General features: G+C 65.6%; 15 protein-coding genes. 5 read left to right on the top strand and 10 right to left on the bottom strand.

From position 1 onward, the window contains the following. Positions 1-245 precede the first annotated feature (245 nt). From CI15_RS37275 to CI15_RS12420, 3 genes are all read right to left on the bottom strand, one after another. A complete protein-coding gene (locus tag CI15_RS37275) occupies positions 246-404 on the bottom strand; it encodes a hypothetical protein (RefSeq protein ID WP_162842048.1) in 159 nt (52 codons plus the stop codon). Between the two features lie 247 nt (positions 405-651). After that, positions 652-1995 carry a hypothetical protein gene (locus CI15_RS12425; RefSeq protein ID WP_062128147.1) on the bottom strand — a complete coding sequence of 448 codons (1344 nt, stop codon included), beginning with the start codon at positions 1993-1995 and terminating at the stop codon, positions 652-654. 154 nt (positions 1996-2149) lie between these two features. Further along, a complete protein-coding gene (locus CI15_RS12420; protein WP_062128145.1) occupies positions 2150-2833 on the bottom strand; it encodes an MgtC/SapB family protein in 684 nt (227 codons plus the stop codon). Positions 2834-3053: 220 nt separating this feature from the next. Between CI15_RS12420 and CI15_RS12415 the strand changes: the two genes are divergently transcribed. Beyond that, positions 3054-4187 (top strand): AGE family epimerase/isomerase, encoded by a 1134-nt coding sequence (locus CI15_RS12415; protein ID WP_062128315.1) that lies wholly within the window; start codon positions 3054-3056, stop codon positions 4185-4187. A gap of 301 nt (positions 4188-4488) precedes the next feature. Then, the gene (locus CI15_RS12410; RefSeq protein WP_062128144.1) at positions 4489-4692 is read left to right on the top strand and encodes a cold-shock protein; all 204 of its coding nucleotides are present in this window, start codon (positions 4489-4491) and stop codon (positions 4690-4692) included. A 132-nt stretch (positions 4693-4824) separates the two neighbouring features. Here CI15_RS12410 and CI15_RS12405 read toward each other — a convergent pair whose 3' ends face one another. Beyond that, the gene (locus tag CI15_RS12405; RefSeq protein ID WP_062128142.1) at positions 4825-6447 is read right to left on the bottom strand and encodes a methyl-accepting chemotaxis protein; all 1623 of its coding nucleotides are present in this window, start codon (positions 6445-6447) and stop codon (positions 4825-4827) included. Positions 6448-6729: 282 nt separating this feature from the next. Here CI15_RS12405 and CI15_RS12400 point away from each other — a divergent pair, with 282 nt between their 5' ends. Continuing rightward, a complete protein-coding gene (locus tag CI15_RS12400; RefSeq protein ID WP_062128139.1) occupies positions 6730-7164 on the top strand; it encodes a PaaI family thioesterase in 435 nt (144 codons plus the stop codon). An 84-nt stretch (positions 7165-7248) separates the two neighbouring features. Here CI15_RS12400 and CI15_RS12395 read toward each other — a convergent pair whose 3' ends face one another. Genes CI15_RS12395 through CI15_RS12380 form a run of 4 tightly spaced genes read right to left on the bottom strand, consistent with a single transcriptional unit; the run spans position 7249 to position 10805 of the window. After that, positions 7249-8097, bottom strand: a complete 849-nt coding sequence (locus CI15_RS12395; RefSeq protein WP_062128137.1) for an ureidoglycolate lyase — start codon at positions 8095-8097, stop codon at positions 7249-7251. Positions 8098-8149: 52 nt separating this feature from the next. Beyond that, positions 8150-8893 (bottom strand): SDR family oxidoreductase, encoded by a 744-nt coding sequence (locus tag CI15_RS12390; RefSeq protein WP_062128135.1) that lies wholly within the window; start codon positions 8891-8893, stop codon positions 8150-8152. 33 nt (positions 8894-8926) lie between these two features. Next, positions 8927-9757 (bottom strand): amidohydrolase family protein, encoded by an 831-nt coding sequence (locus CI15_RS12385; protein ID WP_062128133.1) that lies wholly within the window; start codon positions 9755-9757, stop codon positions 8927-8929. A 7-nt stretch (positions 9758-9764) separates the two neighbouring features. Then, on the bottom strand, positions 9765-10805 hold the full coding sequence (locus CI15_RS12380; protein WP_062128131.1) for an aldo/keto reductase: 1041 nt from the start codon (positions 10803-10805) through the stop codon (positions 9765-9767). 258 nt (positions 10806-11063) lie between these two features. Here CI15_RS12380 and CI15_RS12375 point away from each other — a divergent pair, with 258 nt between their 5' ends. Together CI15_RS12375 and CI15_RS12370 are read left to right on the top strand one after the other, a co-directional pair. After that, on the top strand, positions 11064-11849 hold the full coding sequence (locus tag CI15_RS12375) for an IclR family transcriptional regulator (RefSeq protein WP_062128313.1): 786 nt from the start codon (positions 11064-11066) through the stop codon (positions 11847-11849). A gap of 129 nt (positions 11850-11978) precedes the next feature. Then, positions 11979-12524, top strand: coding sequence for a hypothetical protein (locus CI15_RS12370; RefSeq protein ID WP_062128129.1), 546 nt, complete (start codon positions 11979-11981; stop codon positions 12522-12524). A gap of 42 nt (positions 12525-12566) precedes the next feature. Here the strand turns inward: CI15_RS12370 and CI15_RS12365 are convergent, their stop codons facing one another. Next, positions 12567-14987, bottom strand: a complete 2421-nt coding sequence (locus CI15_RS12365) for a bifunctional acetate--CoA ligase family protein/GNAT family N-acetyltransferase (protein WP_062128126.1) — start codon at positions 14985-14987, stop codon at positions 12567-12569. Positions 14988-15157: 170 nt separating this feature from the next. Then, on the bottom strand, positions 15158-16759 hold the full coding sequence (locus CI15_RS12360; protein WP_062128124.1) for a peptide chain release factor 3: 1602 nt from the start codon (positions 16757-16759) through the stop codon (positions 15158-15160). Positions 16760-16790 lie beyond the last annotated feature (31 nt).

The raw sequence follows: 16790 nt of genomic DNA, 5'->3' as shown, positions 1-16790 counted from the left end.
TTCAGCAAGGCTTACGAGGCGACGCTGTCGCTCGGATCGCAGAATCAGCGTGAAAGCTGGTTACATTCATTTCGGGGACGAAACATTTGGGAAGGAGTTGGGGCGCGCAATGATGCGTCGCGTTAGCAGCGGCCCAAAAACAAAAAGCCACGATCCGCGTTTCGCGAATAGTGGCTCAATGAAAAGCGCACCCGAGGTGCGCGGTCCCGGCGCGTTGTCTCGCGCCCGGGACGATCCTGCTGGTCTTAGTCCGTCAGCTTGATGCCGAACAGCGTGGCCTGTGCGCGGCGCACACGCTCTGCTTCGCGGGCACGCGCTGCATACGAGTAGTCCGAATCCAGCGGCAGATGGGGCGACGCAAAGAGGTCGCTGACCTTTTGGAACAGTGCAAAGATGTAGCTCATGGCGACTCCCGGTTAGTGACTGCATTGCTAGGGTTTTCCCTTAAGACGGATTATAGGGGTTTTCCCTAGGAAAAAGCTAGTGCAATGCAGCAAATTTTCGGCGTGGCGCAATGACGCGGTCTCGTTGGGCCGGAAGCCGTTGCGTCGACACAACATCTCCGATTTTGCTGATCCGGGCGGCCGGGCGTGCTTCGCGGAAACCGTTGGCCATCGAGCCGCACCGGGGCGGGGCGGCAAGACCTGTCGGTCAGTTCGAGCTCGAAGCTCTCGCTTTATGGCCGTGCAGAGTGTGAGCGTGTCTCGCATGCGCCGGCATCGCGCCGGGCTGGGAGGGCACGGTGGGCGCCGTCGCAGTGGGCGCCGAGGCAGCATTCGCTGTCGCTGCCGCTGCAGCCGGCGCGGCCATCGCCGTGTGCGCGTCGAGCAGGCTCACCATCGCTGCCTGCTGGTTCTGCATCATCTGTTCGATGCGCCGTTGTTGGGCCGTCGTCTCGCGCGTGAGGCGCATCAAAAGCAACGTCTGCGCGATGCCGATCGCCACCGTCGCCAGCAGCGCACCGACCACGATCGACAGCATCCATTTCATGCGTCGCGAATGATCGGTCGCGGCGTGGCGTTGATCGGCGATCACGCCGTAGAGCGCATCGACGGTGTCGGCGAAGGCCGTGGCTCGCGCGAGATCGAGCTCCGGCTCCGAGCGCGTCGCGGCGGCGGCTGCATCGGTGCGGGGTGCGTCACGCCAAGGCGTGGCGAATACGGCGTGGTTGTCGTCGTCCCGTTTCGGGGTCGCGGGTTCTTGCGATGGGGGCTGGACACCCGTCGCTGCCTCGTCGGTGGACTCGCCAGCGCCGCTGCCCTCGGTCACGGCGGACGTTGCAACCGAAGCCGAAGCCGAAGCCCCTGCCACAGCCGCGCCGCGCGATGCCGTCGCGGCTTTCGCGAAGGTCGCGGCAAAGCGCTGCGACGGCTTGCCAGCACCGGCCTTCGTTGCAGAATCCGCCTCCGCCGCCTTGCGCAACGCGGTCACGCTGCGCGCGACGGTCGCGGCGGCCATCGCCGAACTGAGCGGCGCAGATGCCTCGCGTGACGTTGCCGTCGGTGTGTTATTGGGCTTGTTGGCCTCGGCGATCGGCGTCGCAACGTGAGTCGCGCCGTTCGCGGCCTGGCTTGCGCCAGCGTCGGCCATCGCCAGCGCCGGCTCGACGTCGAACCCGCTCAACTGCTCGTTCACCGGCACGGGCCCATCCAGTTTCGTCGCACGCGCTACGCGGCGCACCGCTTTGTCGGGCGATGCATGTCCATCGAGCGCGCCGACCGCCTGCAGGACCACGTCCGGTAATTCGAAGCCATGCAGCGTGCCCTGGCGGACGTCGATGTTCATCGCCTCGAGCGCCGCGCGGGTGGGATCGTCGGGGAACAGGTCGAGCGTGCTGTCGTCGCGCGCGGCGCCGCTCAGTTGCGCGAGCCGTTGCGCCGAGCGCGCCGCGCGCGCCAGCTTGTTTTCGGTGTCGGTGGAGACGGCGCCCTGCCGCTGCTTCTTCGAAGCGGCGCGCCGAGGTCTGGACTGCGGAGATGCTACGGAATCTGCCATAGAGGAAAGAGCGGTCGTCGCCGGGAACGGGGCGCCGGATGCCGCTCGTCATTGCCATTGGAATATTTAGAGCCAGCATTGTCGCATGGCGCTTCGCCCGCGCCGAGGCCATTCCCCGACGATTTGCGGCGATTTGCGAGACCCCTCGCGGCTTTCACGACACCGCCGTGTCGCCGCGGAACTCGCGCACCCCCTGCAATTGTCGCAAGCGCGCGCAGATCGACTCATATTCCGCATTCGACACGCGATGCAGCGTGATGATCACCTCGTCGCACTCGGCCGCGTCGTCGCTCTGCTGCATCACGAACTGCTTGACGCGCGGACTCGCGGCGCCGAGTTCGTCGTGCAGCGAATGGAACGTCAGCGTGCCGCGCTCGACGATCATCGTCAGCTGACGCCGCTGCTTTGCCGTGATGAAGCGCCGCTCGAGCGGCTTGATGCCGGCAAGGATGATCAGGATGATGATGGTCGCCGCGATCGACGCCGTGTACAGCCCACCACCGACCGCGAGCCCGATCGCCGCGACCGACCACAGGCTCGCCGCGGTCGTGAGTCCGCGCACGATCTCGCCGCGCAGCAGGATCGAGCCCGCGCCGAGAAAGCCGATGCCCGACACGACCTGGGCGGCCATCCGCGATGGGTCGAGCACGACGTGCTCGCCGAGCACTTCGGCGAAGCCATAGGCGGAAACGATCATGATCAGCGCGGAGCCCACACAGACCAGCATGTGCGTGCGCAACCCCGCCGCCCACGACAGCCGCTCGCGCTCGAAGCCGATCACACTGCCGAGCGCCGCGGCCAGCACGAGACGGGCGATAAGTTCGAAATTGCCGAGCATGGTTGTTCCTCCTTATCTGAAAACCGGCGGGCGTGGCCGTTACCGCTGGTGCGCCCGCGTCGGTTAGAGCATTACGGACGCCTGCGCCGAGGTGTCAGCGCGAGTCGTTTGCTTTATGCTAAGCCGCACACCACCGCGGCCTCGGCAAGCGGGAATCCGGAACCGCCGCCTTGAACGCCGCCTCGACACATTGCGCACGCTGCGCCTGAACCACTCGACCATGCCAAGCACGACCTCTTCCCCTGCTTCGACGGCCGCCGCCGCGACCGCGCTGCGCGAGCACTTCGCGAACATCGTGCTGCCGATGTGGCGCGGTCCCGGCTTCAATCACGCGTTGGAGCTACCCTACGAGGCGCTTGATGCCGCCGGGGATCAGCCGCTGCCCGTGCAACGCTATCGGGCGATGGCGTGCGCGCGGCAGTTGTTCACGTTTTCGCAGGCGGGCGACATGGAGCACGCCCGCGTGCTGTTCGATTCGCTGACGCATACCTTTCAGGACACCGACCACGGCGGATGGTTCTACAGCGTCGACGCACTCGGCGTGCCGCTCGACACGACCAAGGACCTCTACACGCACGCGTTCGTCGTATTCGCGTGCGCGGAATATGCGCGGCGCTCCGACAACCATGACGCATTGAAGCTGGTGCACAACACGACCGCGCTGATCCAGTCGAACTTCGCGGCCGACGACGATCTGTTCAACGCGTCGCTCAACGTCGACTTTTCGAAGGTCATCGGCACGCCGCTCCAGAACCCGCTGATGCACTTGACCGAAGCGTGGCTCGCCGCCTGCGAAACGACACGCGACAATGTGTTCGGCGCCGCGTTGCGCCGCCTCGCCGGCGCGCTCGCGCGACACTTCGTGCATGCGCCGAGCGGCTGCATCGCCGAACTGCCGATCGGCGCGAGCGGCAACCGCCTGGAGCCGGGACATCAGTTCGAGTGGTACTGGCTGGTCAGGCAGGCGGGCGCGCTGTTCGACGGCACGGGGCTCGCCGAAGCGCTGGCGCGCGCCTTCACCTTCGCGCAGCAGCACGGCGTGGACCCGGACAGCGGCGGTGTGTGCGCATCGCTCGACGAAGCCGGCCATGTCAGCGACGCGACCCAGCGCATCTGGGCGCAGACGGAATACCTGCGCGCGCTCGCCTGCCACGAGGACCCGACTGTGCGAGCGGCGCTCCCACAACAGATCGCGCGTTTTCAGCGATGTTTTTTGCATGAACGCGGCTGGTTCGAATGCAAAACTTCGAACGGGGAAGTCGCGCGCGCCGACATGCCGTCAACCACGCCTTACCACCTCGCTACCGCGTACGCGGCGTTACCGGTGGCGACCGAATCAGTAGAGCGAACTTAGGTGAATTTATGCAACGATAGAAGACGTTACCGACTCAATCGAATAAGTAAGCAAAAAGTCGACAGGTGGATAGTGCATCGACCCGTTTCGAGCGATATTTAATGCCACTGGTAAACCCTGGCGAAAAAAAGTTCTCGTCTGACCCTCCCAAAGCGCGAAAAAATATCAGAACCGGGGAATACCCGGATGCAGGTTGATTGGCGTCTGTCACAAAGACGTGATACAACTCTTCCCTCGCGCTCGCACTCACTTCGAGTAATTGCGGTCGCGATGCAATACACAACATTTATTTGGATTAAAAATGGCAACAGGTACTGTTAAGTGGTTTAACGATGCAAAGGGCTTTGGCTTCATCACCCCGGACGACGGCGGCGAAGACCTGTTTGCACACTTCTCGGAAATCCAGGCATCGGGCTTCAAGTCCCTGCAGGAAAACCAGAAAGTGTCGTTCGAAGTCAAGCAAGGCCCGAAGGGCAAGCAAGCTGCGAACATCCAGCCGGTCTAAGTACTTTCAGGTACTTTGAGAAAGGCTTGGACGTCACGATAGGTGCCTCTACAGGCTCCTACGTCTAATGCAAAATGGCTCGCTTTACGCGAGCCATTTTCTATTTCTGCCTCGTTTTTAAGCGTCACCGCCTCAAAGCGCATGCATTCCGGTTAATGCGAATTCGGTATTGGCGGCAGACCTTGCGCCGGGCTGTTGCGTGCGCAACACACTTTCCGAAATTTCGAACACGGAAACTGCCTGCTTCAATTGCTCGGTCTGTTGATGCAGGGAAGCGGCCGCCGCCGCGGCCTGCTCGACGAGCGCCGCGTTCTGCTGTGTCATCTCGTCCATCTGAACGACCGCCTGGTTCACCTGCTCGATGCCGGTGCTCTGCTCGAGTGACGACGCGCTGATTTCAGCCATCATCTGCGTGACGCGCGAGATCGACGCCGACACATGGCTCATCGCCTCCCCGGCACGCTCGACGAGCGTCGAGCCGCCCTGAATCTCCGCGACCGATTCGCTGATCAGCGTCTTGATTTCCTTGGCCGACTGCGCGCTGCGTTGCGCGAGCCCGCGCACCTCGCCGGCCACGACCGCGAAGCCACGGCCTTGCTCGCCCGCGCGCGCCGCCTCGACGGCCGCGTTCAGCGCGAGGATGTTGGTCTGAAACGCGATGCCGTCGATCACGGAAATGATTTCGGCGATCTTGTCCGAGCTTTGCGCGATGCCGTGCATCTTGTCGACCACCTGATTGACGACTTCGCTGCCGCGCGAGGTTGCGTCGAGCGCGGTCTCGGCGAGCGCGTTGGCTTCGCGCGCGTGATCGGCGTTCTGGCGCACGGTCGCCGTGAGTTCTTCCATGCTCGACGCCGTTTCCTCGAGCGATGCCGCCTGGCTTTCGGTGCGTGCCGACAGGTCGGCGTTGCCGGTCGCAATTTCGTTGGCGCCGAGATGGATCGAGTCGGCCGATTCGCGCACGCTCTTGACGGTGCGTGCGACGCTCGCCTGCATCGTCGCGAGACCCGAGAACAGGCGGCCGATTTCGTTGCTGCCACGCGCGGCGATCGGCTGATCGAGGCGGCCTTGCGCGATGCGCTCGAAGTGGCGCCCCGCTTCTTCGAGCGGCGCCACGACGCCGCGCCGCAGCGCCAGATGCACGGCGAAGGTGCCGGCCACGAGCACGAGCAGGATCCCAACGCTGACGATGCGAAACGCCGCGACGCGCGCATCGATCGAGTCGAGCGATGCGCGGCTCGCCGCGTCGCCGAATTGCACGAAGTTGTGCACTTCGGTCAGATAGGCGTCCTGCATCGACTGCGTCGGCTGGTCGAGGAAGGCCTGGATGTTGTTCGAGTCGAGATACTGGACCAGCTCGGCGAGCGCGCCGTGCAGCGTCTTGTAGCGCTCCGCGAGCGCCGCGGCGCGCGCGCTGTTTTCGTCGCTGGTCTTCTCCGTGCTCATGAAGGCCGCGAACGACTGATCCGCGGCGACGAGCTGTTCGCGCGCATGCTGCACGATGTCCGTGGGCTCGGTGCCGCCGCGCACCATGCGCGTGCCGGCGCGCGACAGGTTGATGCGCGCGTCCATCAGGCGTTGCGTCGTCTGATTGACCGAGTCGACCTGCTTCAGCGCAATGTTCGAGAGATCACCGACGTCGTCGTGCGTGCGCGTCAGCGACCAGAAGCCCAGCCCTACCGTGACGAGCTGGAAGACGCAGAACGCGGCCAAAACACATAGCAGGCCGGATGCGACCTTGATCTTGCTGAACATCGTGGACACCTGGGACAAAAGATAACGAGGGTTACACCAGGGTTAACGGCAGGTCGACCGGCGGCTTGAGGCCAATTTCCTTAAAAAGCGCTCTATGTGCAGGTTTCATCGGCGATCGTCGCGATTGCGGTTGTTTTGCGCAACAATTCGCCGGTCATCGCATGGAATCACCTTGCGCAGCGCAGCGGCGCTTCCTAGAGTGGGTAGGGACCGTCCGGCGCGCGCCGGACGGATGCTCAGCCGTACTGATGCACTACACGGACTCCATCCGAAGGAACCACGATGACCGACCTACTCGACCGGGCGCGCGGCGCACTGCACGCCCAGCCGTTCAGCATGCTGCTAGGCGCGGAGCTGATGCACGCCAGCAGCGACGAGCTCACCCTCTGTCTGCCGATTCGCGATGAACTGCGGCAGCAGCATGGCTTCGTGCACGGCGGCGTCATCAGTTATCTCGCCGACAATGCGCTGACGTTCGCGGGCGCGCTGTCGCTGGGTCCGAGAGTCGTGACCGGTGAATACAAGATCAACTATCTGCGCCCGGCGATGAAGGGCACGCTGATCGCGCGCGCAAACGTCGTCTATGCGGGCAGGCATCAGGCGACCTGCCAGTGCAGTGTGTTCGTGATGGAAGGCAATCGCGAGAAGCTCGTGGCGGTTGCGCAAGGGACCGTGAACCGGATCGGCGAGAATGGCGACCAGGAAGCGGGGGCTTGAAGCCGCAGCGGCATGAAAAAAAGCCGCTCCTGCGCGAAACAGGAGCGGCCTTTCACAGCGAGATGACGAGACGAAAGCGCGGGCTTATTCTGCCGCGTAAGTCTTCTGCGTCTGCTCGCCCAACCCTTCGATACCCAGACGCACCGTCTGCCCGGCCTTCAGAAACACCGGGTTCGGCTTGACGCCCATACCGACGCCCGGCGGCGTGCCGGTCGAGATCACATCGCCCGGCTGCAGGCTCATGCACTGCGACACATACGACACCAGCTTCGCGACGCTGAAGATCATCGTCTTCGTGCTGCCGTTCTGGTAGCGATGGCCGTCCACTTCGAGCCACATGCTCAGGTTCTGCGGATCGGCGACTTCATCGCGCGTGACGACCCACGGGCCGATCGGGCCGAACGTGTCGAAGCCCTTGCCCTTGTCCCACGTGCCGCCGCGCTCGATCTGCCATTCGCGCTCCGACACGTCGTTGATGACGCAGTAGCCGGCGACATGCTCGAGCGCATTCGCCTCATCGACATACTTCGCCGCCTTGCCGATCACGACACCGAGTTCCACTTCCCAGTCGGTCTTCTTCGAGCCACGCGGAATTTCGATGTCGTCGTTCGGGCCGCTGATCGCGCTCGTCCACTTGTTGAAGATGACCGGTTCGGCTGGCACCGGCAGGTTCGATTCCGCCGCGTGATCCGCGTAGTTCAGGCCGATGCAGACGAACTTGCCGATCTTCGCCACGCACGGGCCGAGGCGCGGATTGCCCTCGACGACCGGCAGCGTGGCCGGATCGAGCGCGCGCAGTTTTGCGATGCTTGCATCGCTGAGCACGGCGCCGTCGATATCGCCCACCACCTTCGACAGATCGCGGATCTTGCCTTGCGCGTCGAGCAGGCCCGGCTTTTCGTGGCCTTTCGGCCCATAACGAAGCAGTTTCATCGTTGCACTTTCCTTTACGTTCAGTAGTGTTCGGTTCGTCAATCAAGCAGAATCAGTTCGACCATCCGCCGTCGATCACGTGAAGCTGGCCCGTCGTGAACGACGACTCGTCGGACGCGAGATACAGCGCGAGCGCGGCGATCTCCTCCGGCTTGCCAATGCGGCCCATCGGCTGGCGCGAGACGAACGCGGCTTGCACCGCGTCGACCGACGCGCCCTGCGCCTGAGCCTGCGCGGCGATTCGCTGTTCGAGCGACGGCGAGGACACCGTGCCCGGGCAAATCGCGTTACAGCGTACCCCACGCGTGACGAAGTCGGCTGCGACGGACTTCGTCAGCCCGACCACCGCGGCCTTCGACGCGCCGTACGCGAAGCGGTTCGGCACCCCCTTCACGCTCGACGCCGCCGACGACATGTTGATGATCGAGCCGCCGCCCTTCTCCAGCATGGCCGGCAAGAACGCGCGAATCATACGGTACATCGCCTTGGCGTTGAGGTCGAACGCGAAATCCCAATCCTCCTCGCTGCATTCGAGGATGCTGCCCGCGTGCACGAAGCCCGCGCAGTTGAACAGCACGTCGATCGTGCCGACTTCGGCGGCGAGCGCCTTGATCGCCGCGCCGTCGAGCACGTCGAGCTTGCGCGCTTCGAGCGGCTTGCCGGCGAGACCGTCGATGCGGATATCGGTGGCGATCACGCGTGCGCCCTCGCGCGCGAACAGTTCAGCGGTGGCGAGGCCGATGCCTTGTCCCGCCGCGGTAATCAGGGCCGTTTTGCCGGCCAGTCTTTGTGTCATCTACGACTCCAGTTGAATGGGCTGCTAACGAAATCAAAGCCGGTAAAACGCGGCCGCGTTCTCGCCGAACACGGCGTCGCGCTCGGCGTCGCTCAGCGACGCGAGCAGCGTGGTTGCCACCGAATGCCACAGCAGGTAATCGCCGTTCAGTTCGAGCACGGGCCAGTCGCTGCCCCACATCAGCCGCGCGGGGCCGAACGTGTTCAGCAGATGCTCGACGTAGGGCCGCAGCGTGTCCTCGGTCCAGCCGGGCGACGCCTCGGTCGCGAGGCCCGACAGCTTGCAGTGAACATGGGGGAACGCGGCGAGCCGCGTGATCGCGTCGCGCCACACTTCGTAGCCCGCCTCGCCGTGGCGAATCGGCGGCTTCGCGCCATGATCGACGACGACCCGCAGCGCCGGAAAACGCTGCACGAAGATTTCGACGTATTGCACGTGGCGCGCGAAGATCAGCGCATCGAACGCGAGGTCGTGCGCGATCAGGGCCTGGATCGCCGGCGCGAGATCGGGGTTCGCGATCCAGCCGTCGTCGGGCAGATCCTGCAGCATCGGGCGCACGCCCTTGAACTTCGGCTCGCGCGCGAGCGCCTCGATCAGATCAGGCGCGTTCGGCTGCAACAGCGGCACCCAGCCGACCACGCCCGCGATCGACGGCTCGTGCCGCGCGATGTCGAGCAGATAGTGGGTTTCGTCGAGCGTCTGGGCGGCCTGCACGACCACGGTCCGCTCGATGCCGGCCTGTTCGCGCAACGGCTTCAGATCGGCGGGGCCGAACGGCCGGTAGAGGATGGTCTGCTCCGGCGTCATCCACTCGTAGTCGCCCCGCGCGGGGTCCCAGTAGTGCTGGTGAGCGTCTATCGGCATGGTCGGATCAATCCTCGGGCAGCGGCGCGCGGGGGTCGAGCAGAGCGGCTTCGCGCAATGCGGCCCACAAAGCCACGGGAATCGGCTGCTCGAACGACGCGACGTTCTGGCGCAATTCGTCGGCACTGCGCGCGCCGGTCAGCACGGTGGCGACCGCCGGATGCGCATACGGAAACTGCAACGCGGCGGCGGCGAGCGGCACGCCGTGCGCGCGACACACCGCCTCCAGACGCGCGACGCGCTCGATCACATCGGGCGGCGCCTCGCCGTAATTGAACTTCAGATCGCCTTCGACGCCGCGCGCCAGAATGCCCGAATTGAACGCGCCGCCGAGCAGGATGCTGACGCCGCGCGCTTCGCAGGCGGGCAGCAGGTCGTCGAGGGTGGTCTGCTCGAGCAGCGTATAGCGGCCCGCGAGCAAGGCGCAATCGATATCGAACTCGGCCATCGCCTCGAGGATCGCGGCGCCCTCGTTGACGCCGAGGCCGACCGCCTTGATCGCGCCGCTCGAGCGCAGGCGCTCCAGCGCGCGGAAGCCGCCGCCTTCGGTCAGTTGTTTCCAGTAGTGCGGATTCTGCTCGCCGTGCGTGAGGCGGCCGATGTCGTGGATGAGCAGGATGTCGATGTCGACGATGCCGAGGCGCTGCTGGCTATCCTCGTACGAGCGCAGGATGCCGTCGTGCGTGTAGTCGTAGACCGCTTCGAACGGCAGCGGATTCTGCCAGCCCTCGCGATTGTCGAATGGCGAGGTGCGCGGCACGAAGCGGCGACCGACCTTGGTTGTCAGCACGTACTCGTCGCGCGGATAGCGCCGCAGCGCGTCGCCGAGCCGATGCTCGGCCTTCGTGTTGCCATAGAGCGGCGCGGTGTCGAAGAAGCGCACGCCCGCGTCCCAGGCGGCGTCGACGGTTGCCTGAGCCTCCTCGTCGGACAGGTCGCGGTACAGGCCGCCGAGCGGCGCCGTGCCGAGACCCAATCCACTCACCTGCAGCGAGCTGCGGCCGATACTGCGCCGCTGCCCGACTTTCGATCCGATCGATGCCGACATGAGCGTGTCTCCTGTTTTTGGTGTTTTTACCATGCGACGGGCGAAATGCGCCGCCAATTTGGCACAGGCCATTCAGGCGTGCTTTAATTCACCAATAAACGTATTATTCATATCCGAATTTTTCCAAGTCAAGAGAACTGCGCGGCACGGATGCCGGGGTTTTCCCTGGACATGGGCCATTCAGTTCGCGAAATGCTACGCATCGGCCCGTGCGCACCAGATAATAAGAACTCCAGACGAATGTTTCCAATGATCACGATGGACGCCGAAGACAAAGACGACGACCGCTACCGCGCCCCCGCGCTCGACAAGGGACTCGACATTCTCGAACTGCTGTCCGAGCAGAAGGAGGGTCTCACACGCGCCGAGATCACGCGACAGTTGGGCCGCAACGCGAGCGAGATGTATCGCATGCTCGAGCGTCTGGTCGCGCGGCAATACGTGGTGCGCTCGGCGGCCGGCGATCGCTACTCGCTGAGCCTGAAGCTGTTCGCGCTCGCGCACCGCCATCCGCCGATGAACCGGCTGATCGCGGAAGCGCTGCCGCTGATGCAGCGTTTCGCCGACGCGGCCGAGCAGTCGTGCCACCTCGTCGTCTATGACCGCGGCAACCTGCTGGTCATCGCGCAGGTCGACGGACCGGGCACGTGGGGCATGTCGGTGCGGCTCGGCTCGCGGGTCGGTCTGATCGACACCGGCTCGGGGCGCGTGATGCTCGCGTTCCAGAGCGTCGAGCAGCGTCAGCAGATGCTTGCCGAGCACACCAGGGTGAAGGGCGAAGTGACGATCGATCGCGACGCGCTGGAGGAGGCGTGCGAGCAAATCCGCGCGGAGGGGTTCTGGCAGAAGGACAGCCAGCAGAGCTTCGGCGTCACCGACGTGACGTTCCCGATACTCGCGCCGTCGGGACAGGCGATCGCGGTGCTCACCTGCCCTTATCTGCGCCGGATCGACGAATACGTCGCGCCGACGGTCGATGCGGCCACCACGTTGCTGCGCGACACGGTGCAGGCGCTGTCGATGTTCCACGAACAGGCCGCGTAATCCGCAACTTGCGCGGCAACTTGCGCGGCGGCGGTTCACGCAACGGCGCGCTCGCGCACATGGTTTAGAATGGCGGCCCTTCCAAAATTACGCCGCATGACGGGCTCATGTGGGCGCATCGATTGAGCAATGGCCAAACTTCTGACCGATTCCGAATTCCAGCGTTTTTCCGAACTCCAGCAGAAGCAGTCGAGCTTCACGATCACCCCGGCGGAAGCCGACGAGCTGCGCGATATCGTCGCTCACGCGCAGAAGCGCCGCGACGACCGCGCCGCCGCGATGCAAAGCATCGAAACCTTCATCCAGCAATTCGACATCACGCCCGACGAGCTGTTTTCGGCCGAGCAGATCGGCGAAGCGGCGCGCACCTTCGGCCTGATTCCGGCCGCGCGCAAGGAACGCGTGCTGCCGCCGTCGCTGACGTTCAACGGCAAGCCGTATCAATGGACCACGCGAGCGCTGCCCGACGAAATCCGCGTGCCGCTGTTCGACGCGTTCAAGGGCGGTGAATCGGTGAAATCGTTCATCTCGACGCTGAAGGACGCGAACCGCTGTGCGGCGACGATCGCTCGGCTCGAGCGCGAAACGGGCGCCGTCTATGCCGAGACATGGCTCGAAGAGCTGTCGGTCACGCGCGCTCAGGTGGACGAGGCCGCGCAGAAGTTGGCGGCGTGATCGGTTGAAATCGGGCGCCGGGCGGGTCGCGCGGTAAGCGGCTCAATGCGCGGGCGGAATCCCGGCGGAGGAATCCGGACTCGCGCCCGCCGTTTCGTCGAGCGCCATCCGGAAGCCGACCACACCGGGGTCATCGGTCCGCGTGATCGTGAAACCGCTGGCCTTCGCGAGCGCGATCATCGCGGTGTTCTCGCGCAACGCTTCGCCGACCAGCCAGTGCGTATCGCGCGCCCGCGCGTACGCAATGATCCGCTGCATCAGCAACTGACCAAGGCGCCGCCCCTTCTGGTCCGAGCGCACGGTCACCGCGAATTCGGCCGTCTCGTTGTCGGGATCGGCCACCGCGCGCACCACGCCGAGCGTCTGCGCGACGCCGTCTTCGTTGTCGACCGTCGCGATCAGCGCCATTTCCCGGTCGTAATCGATCTGGGTCATGCGCGCGAGTTGCGAGTGCTCGAACGTACCGACCGAGCCGAAAAAGCGCAGGCGCAAATCTTCCGGCGTCATCGCCTCCACGAAAGCGCGATGCGCGTTTTCGTCTTCCGGGCGAATCGGCCGCACTGTCACGCGCAGGCCCTGCCAGTCGATCGTTTCCTCGAAGCGGCGCGGATACGGCACGATCGCGAGCCGGCTGCGCTTCGCGCCGACGCGCAACACGGGATCGACCACCATCACGCGATCGCGATAGACCCTGAGCTTCAACGAGAGGCCGACGATCTCGCGTACGTCGCACACCACTTGCGACAGCGCGGTGAGCGCCGCGAGCGTCGGCTCCGGCGCGGCCAGCCTCGCGTAGTGCGACCGCGTGACGATATCGCGTGCCAGCGTCGGATTGAGCGGCGGCAGGCCGTAGACGTGCACCCCGTCTGTCACGCCGTCGACCGGTGGCGCAACGAAGCGGAACACCGGACCGAAGTTGTCGTCGTCATGCAGCTCGACCGCGACGTCGACGACCGGTTTTGCCGTGCCCTCGGCATCGGCGCCCGCACCGTCAACCCCTTCCACCTGCAAGCCGAAGCGCGCCAGAAACCGCGCCGCCCCCTCCCCCACCAGCTCGCTTTCGCCCGCCGCCAACGCGTCGCGAGCCTGCGCCTGGGCGGCATCGATCGCCTCGGGAATCTGCGCGGCCAGCCCCTCCGGCATTTGCATCAGCAGCTCGCGCCCCAGCCGGTACTCGACCAGACGCGCGAACGCGCGCGCGAGCCGCTGCGGCGTCGTGTGCACCGGGATGCCCTGCGCGTGCAGCGCGTCGCGCCGCGCCGCATCGACGCCCCCGAAGAAGCACGCAAGCAGCCCGCGGTAGGCGAACTGCTGATGATCGATCAGCGTCTGCGCGACGTCGTCGACCGGCGCGCCATGCGTCGATGCGTGCACCACGAACGCCGTGCCCGTCGCGCGATGCTCGGCGAGCAGCTTCAGCGCGGTGCCGAAATGCTCGGGACGCGCGTCGTCGCCGAGTAGCAACGGATTGCCGGCGATCGCGCGCGGCAGCGACTCGCGCAGCGCGTCCGACGCCTCCGCCGGCCACGGCGCGAGCAGGCCGCCAGCGGCGGCGAACGCGTCGCGCGCGAGCGTCGCGAGACCTCGGTCGCTCGTAATCAGCGTCGCGGTGGCGCCAGCCGCCACGCGGCCGACGCCGAGCGTTTCGATTTCGTCGAGCAGATCGTCGAGCGCGTCGACGCGCACGAGACCCGCGCGCCGGAACGCCGCCGTATAGAGCCCGTCGGCAGGATCGTCGCGGCCGGAGCGCAGCGCGAGCACCGGCTTGTTGCGCGCCGCCGCGCGCGCGGCCGACATGAACTTGCGCGCCGCTCGCACGCTATCCACTTCGAGCAGGATCGCGCGGGTGCCGGGGTCGCTCGCGAGGTAATCGAGCACGTCGCCAGCATCGACATCGGCCTCCGCGCCGAGCGCGACCGCGTGCGAAAAGCCAAGCCCGCGCGCGTGCGCCCAGCCGAGCACCGCGTTGGTCAGCGCGTTCGACTGCGACACCCACGCCACGCCGCCGGCCTTGACCGTGCACGACGGTGCGCCCAGATGCGCGCCGAGCGCCGGCGACACCACGCCGAGACTGCCCGGCCCGACGATGCGCAACAGATGCGGCCGCGCCGCCGACAGCGCATGCCGCAGCGCGAGCCGGTCTTCGTCGCTGCGCACCTCGCCGACGATGATCACGGCGCGCGTGCCCATGCCGCCGAGCTTGTGGATCAGCGCGGGCCACGTCGCGGGCGGCGTGCAGATCACCGCGACGGTGGGCGCCTGCGGCAGATCGCCGATATCGTGAATCACCGCGTGGCCGCCGAGCTGCGCGTGCTTCGGATTGACCGGCCACAGCGGCCCCTGAAAGCCGCCTTCGAGCACACGCGCCCAGACCATTGCGCCGGTGCTGCCCGGCCGCTCGGACGCGCCGATCACGGCGACGGATTTCGGGCGAAACAAGGCGTCGAGGTTGCGAACGGTCACGGGCACTCCATGCGGTTGGACAGGAACTGGAGCCGGCTTCGCGGCGAGGCGGGTGGTTCCGTCAGCATAGGCGAAGTGATGCGCTGGTGCGGCGGTTGTTGCGACGGCCAAGAAAAAAGCCGCGTCGAACGACGCGGCTTTTTACCTGCGAAACCAGCGGACTTGCGGCTTTACATCGCCTTCCTGAACGGCGCCCCCGAGTGCTCGCGCAACTCGTTGAACACGATCTTCGGCCACGCCTTCTGCGCGACTTCGATCTCCGACACGTGCGAGGCCAGATAGGTCGGCGCGTCGGACGCATCGAGCGCGATCCGCGCCGAGTACGAATCGGTGAAGCGGCGCAGTTCGGCCGCATCGTCGCAGGTCACCCAGCGCGACAGGCGATAACGCGCCGGCGCCATGCGCACGTCGACCTTGTACTCGGTCGACAGACGGTGCGAGACCACTTCGAACTGCAGTTGCCCGACCGCGCCGAGAATCATCAGGCCGCCCGCTTCCGGACGGAACACCTGGATCGCGCCTTCTTCGCCGAGCTGCTTCAGCGCTTCGCCGAGCTGCTTCGCGCGCATCGGATCGACCACTTCGACGGTCTGAAAGATTTCCGGCGCGAAGAACGGCAGGCCGACGAACTGCAGCTGCTCCCCTTCGGTCAGCGTATCGCCGAGACTCAGCGTGCCGTGATTCGGAATCCCGATGATGTCGCCCGGGTAAGCCTCGCTCACGGTCTCGCGACGCTGCGACAGGAACGTCACCACGTTGTTCGCGCGGAACGTCTTGTTCGAACGCGTGACCTTCACCGCCATGCCGCGCTCGAAACGCCCCGAGCACACGCGGATGAACGCGACGCGGTCGCGGTGCGCCAGGTCCATGTTCGCCTGCACCTTGAACACGACGCCGGTGAACTTCGGCTCGTCCGGCTGCACCGGACGCTGCACGGTCATGCGCATCGACGGCGGCGGCGCGAGGTCGACCAGCGCGTCGAGAATTTCCTTCACGCCGAAGTTGTTGATCGCCGAGCCGAACAGCACCGGCGACTGCTGGCCGGCGAGGAACTGCTCGCGATCGAACGCGGGCGTCGCGCCGCTGATCAGGTCGATTTCTTCCTTGGCACGCACCCACGCCTGGCCGAAACGGCGCTCGCCTTCCTCGTCGCCCAGTGCCTGCAGCGTTTCGACCGCGCCGCCGGCCGTATCCTGGCCCGCGCGGAACACGCGCACCTGGTCGTGCTGGACGTCGTAGACGCCCTGAAACTCCTTGCCCATGCCGATCGGCCACGTGAACGGCACGGCCGACACGCCGAGGTGCTGCTCGATTTCGTCGAGCAGTTCGAGCGGCTCGCGCACTTCGCGATCGAGCTTGTTGATGAACGTGACGATCGGCGTCTTGCGGCTGCGGCAGACTTCGAGCAGCTTCAGCGTCTGCGCTTCGACGCCGTTCGCGCCGTCGATCACCATCACGGCGGCGTCGACCGCGGTCAGCACGCGGTAGGTGTCTTCGGAGAAGTCCTCGTGGCCCGGCGTGTCGAGCAGGTTGATCACGCAATCGCCGTACTCGAACTGCATCACCGAGCTCGCGACCGAAATGCCGCGCTGCTTTTCGATTTCCATCCAGTCGGACGTCGCGTAGCGGTTGCTCTTGCGGCCCTTCACGGTACCGGCGATCTGGATCGCGCCGGAGAACAGCAGCAGCTTTTCGGTGAGCGTGGTTTTACCCGCGTCCGGGTGGGAAATGACCGCGAACGTGCGGCGGCGTTTGAGTTCGGAGACTGACATCGGGTCTGGCGGTCACGGAAAGGGGTTCGGG

The sequence above is a fragment of the Paraburkholderia monticola genome, assembly GCF_001580545.1.
GTDB classification, from domain to species: Bacteria; Pseudomonadota; Gammaproteobacteria; order Burkholderiales; family Burkholderiaceae; genus Paraburkholderia; species Paraburkholderia monticola.
Note: the sequence above shows the minus strand (reverse complement) of the source record. Positions and strands in the feature narration are given on the sequence as shown.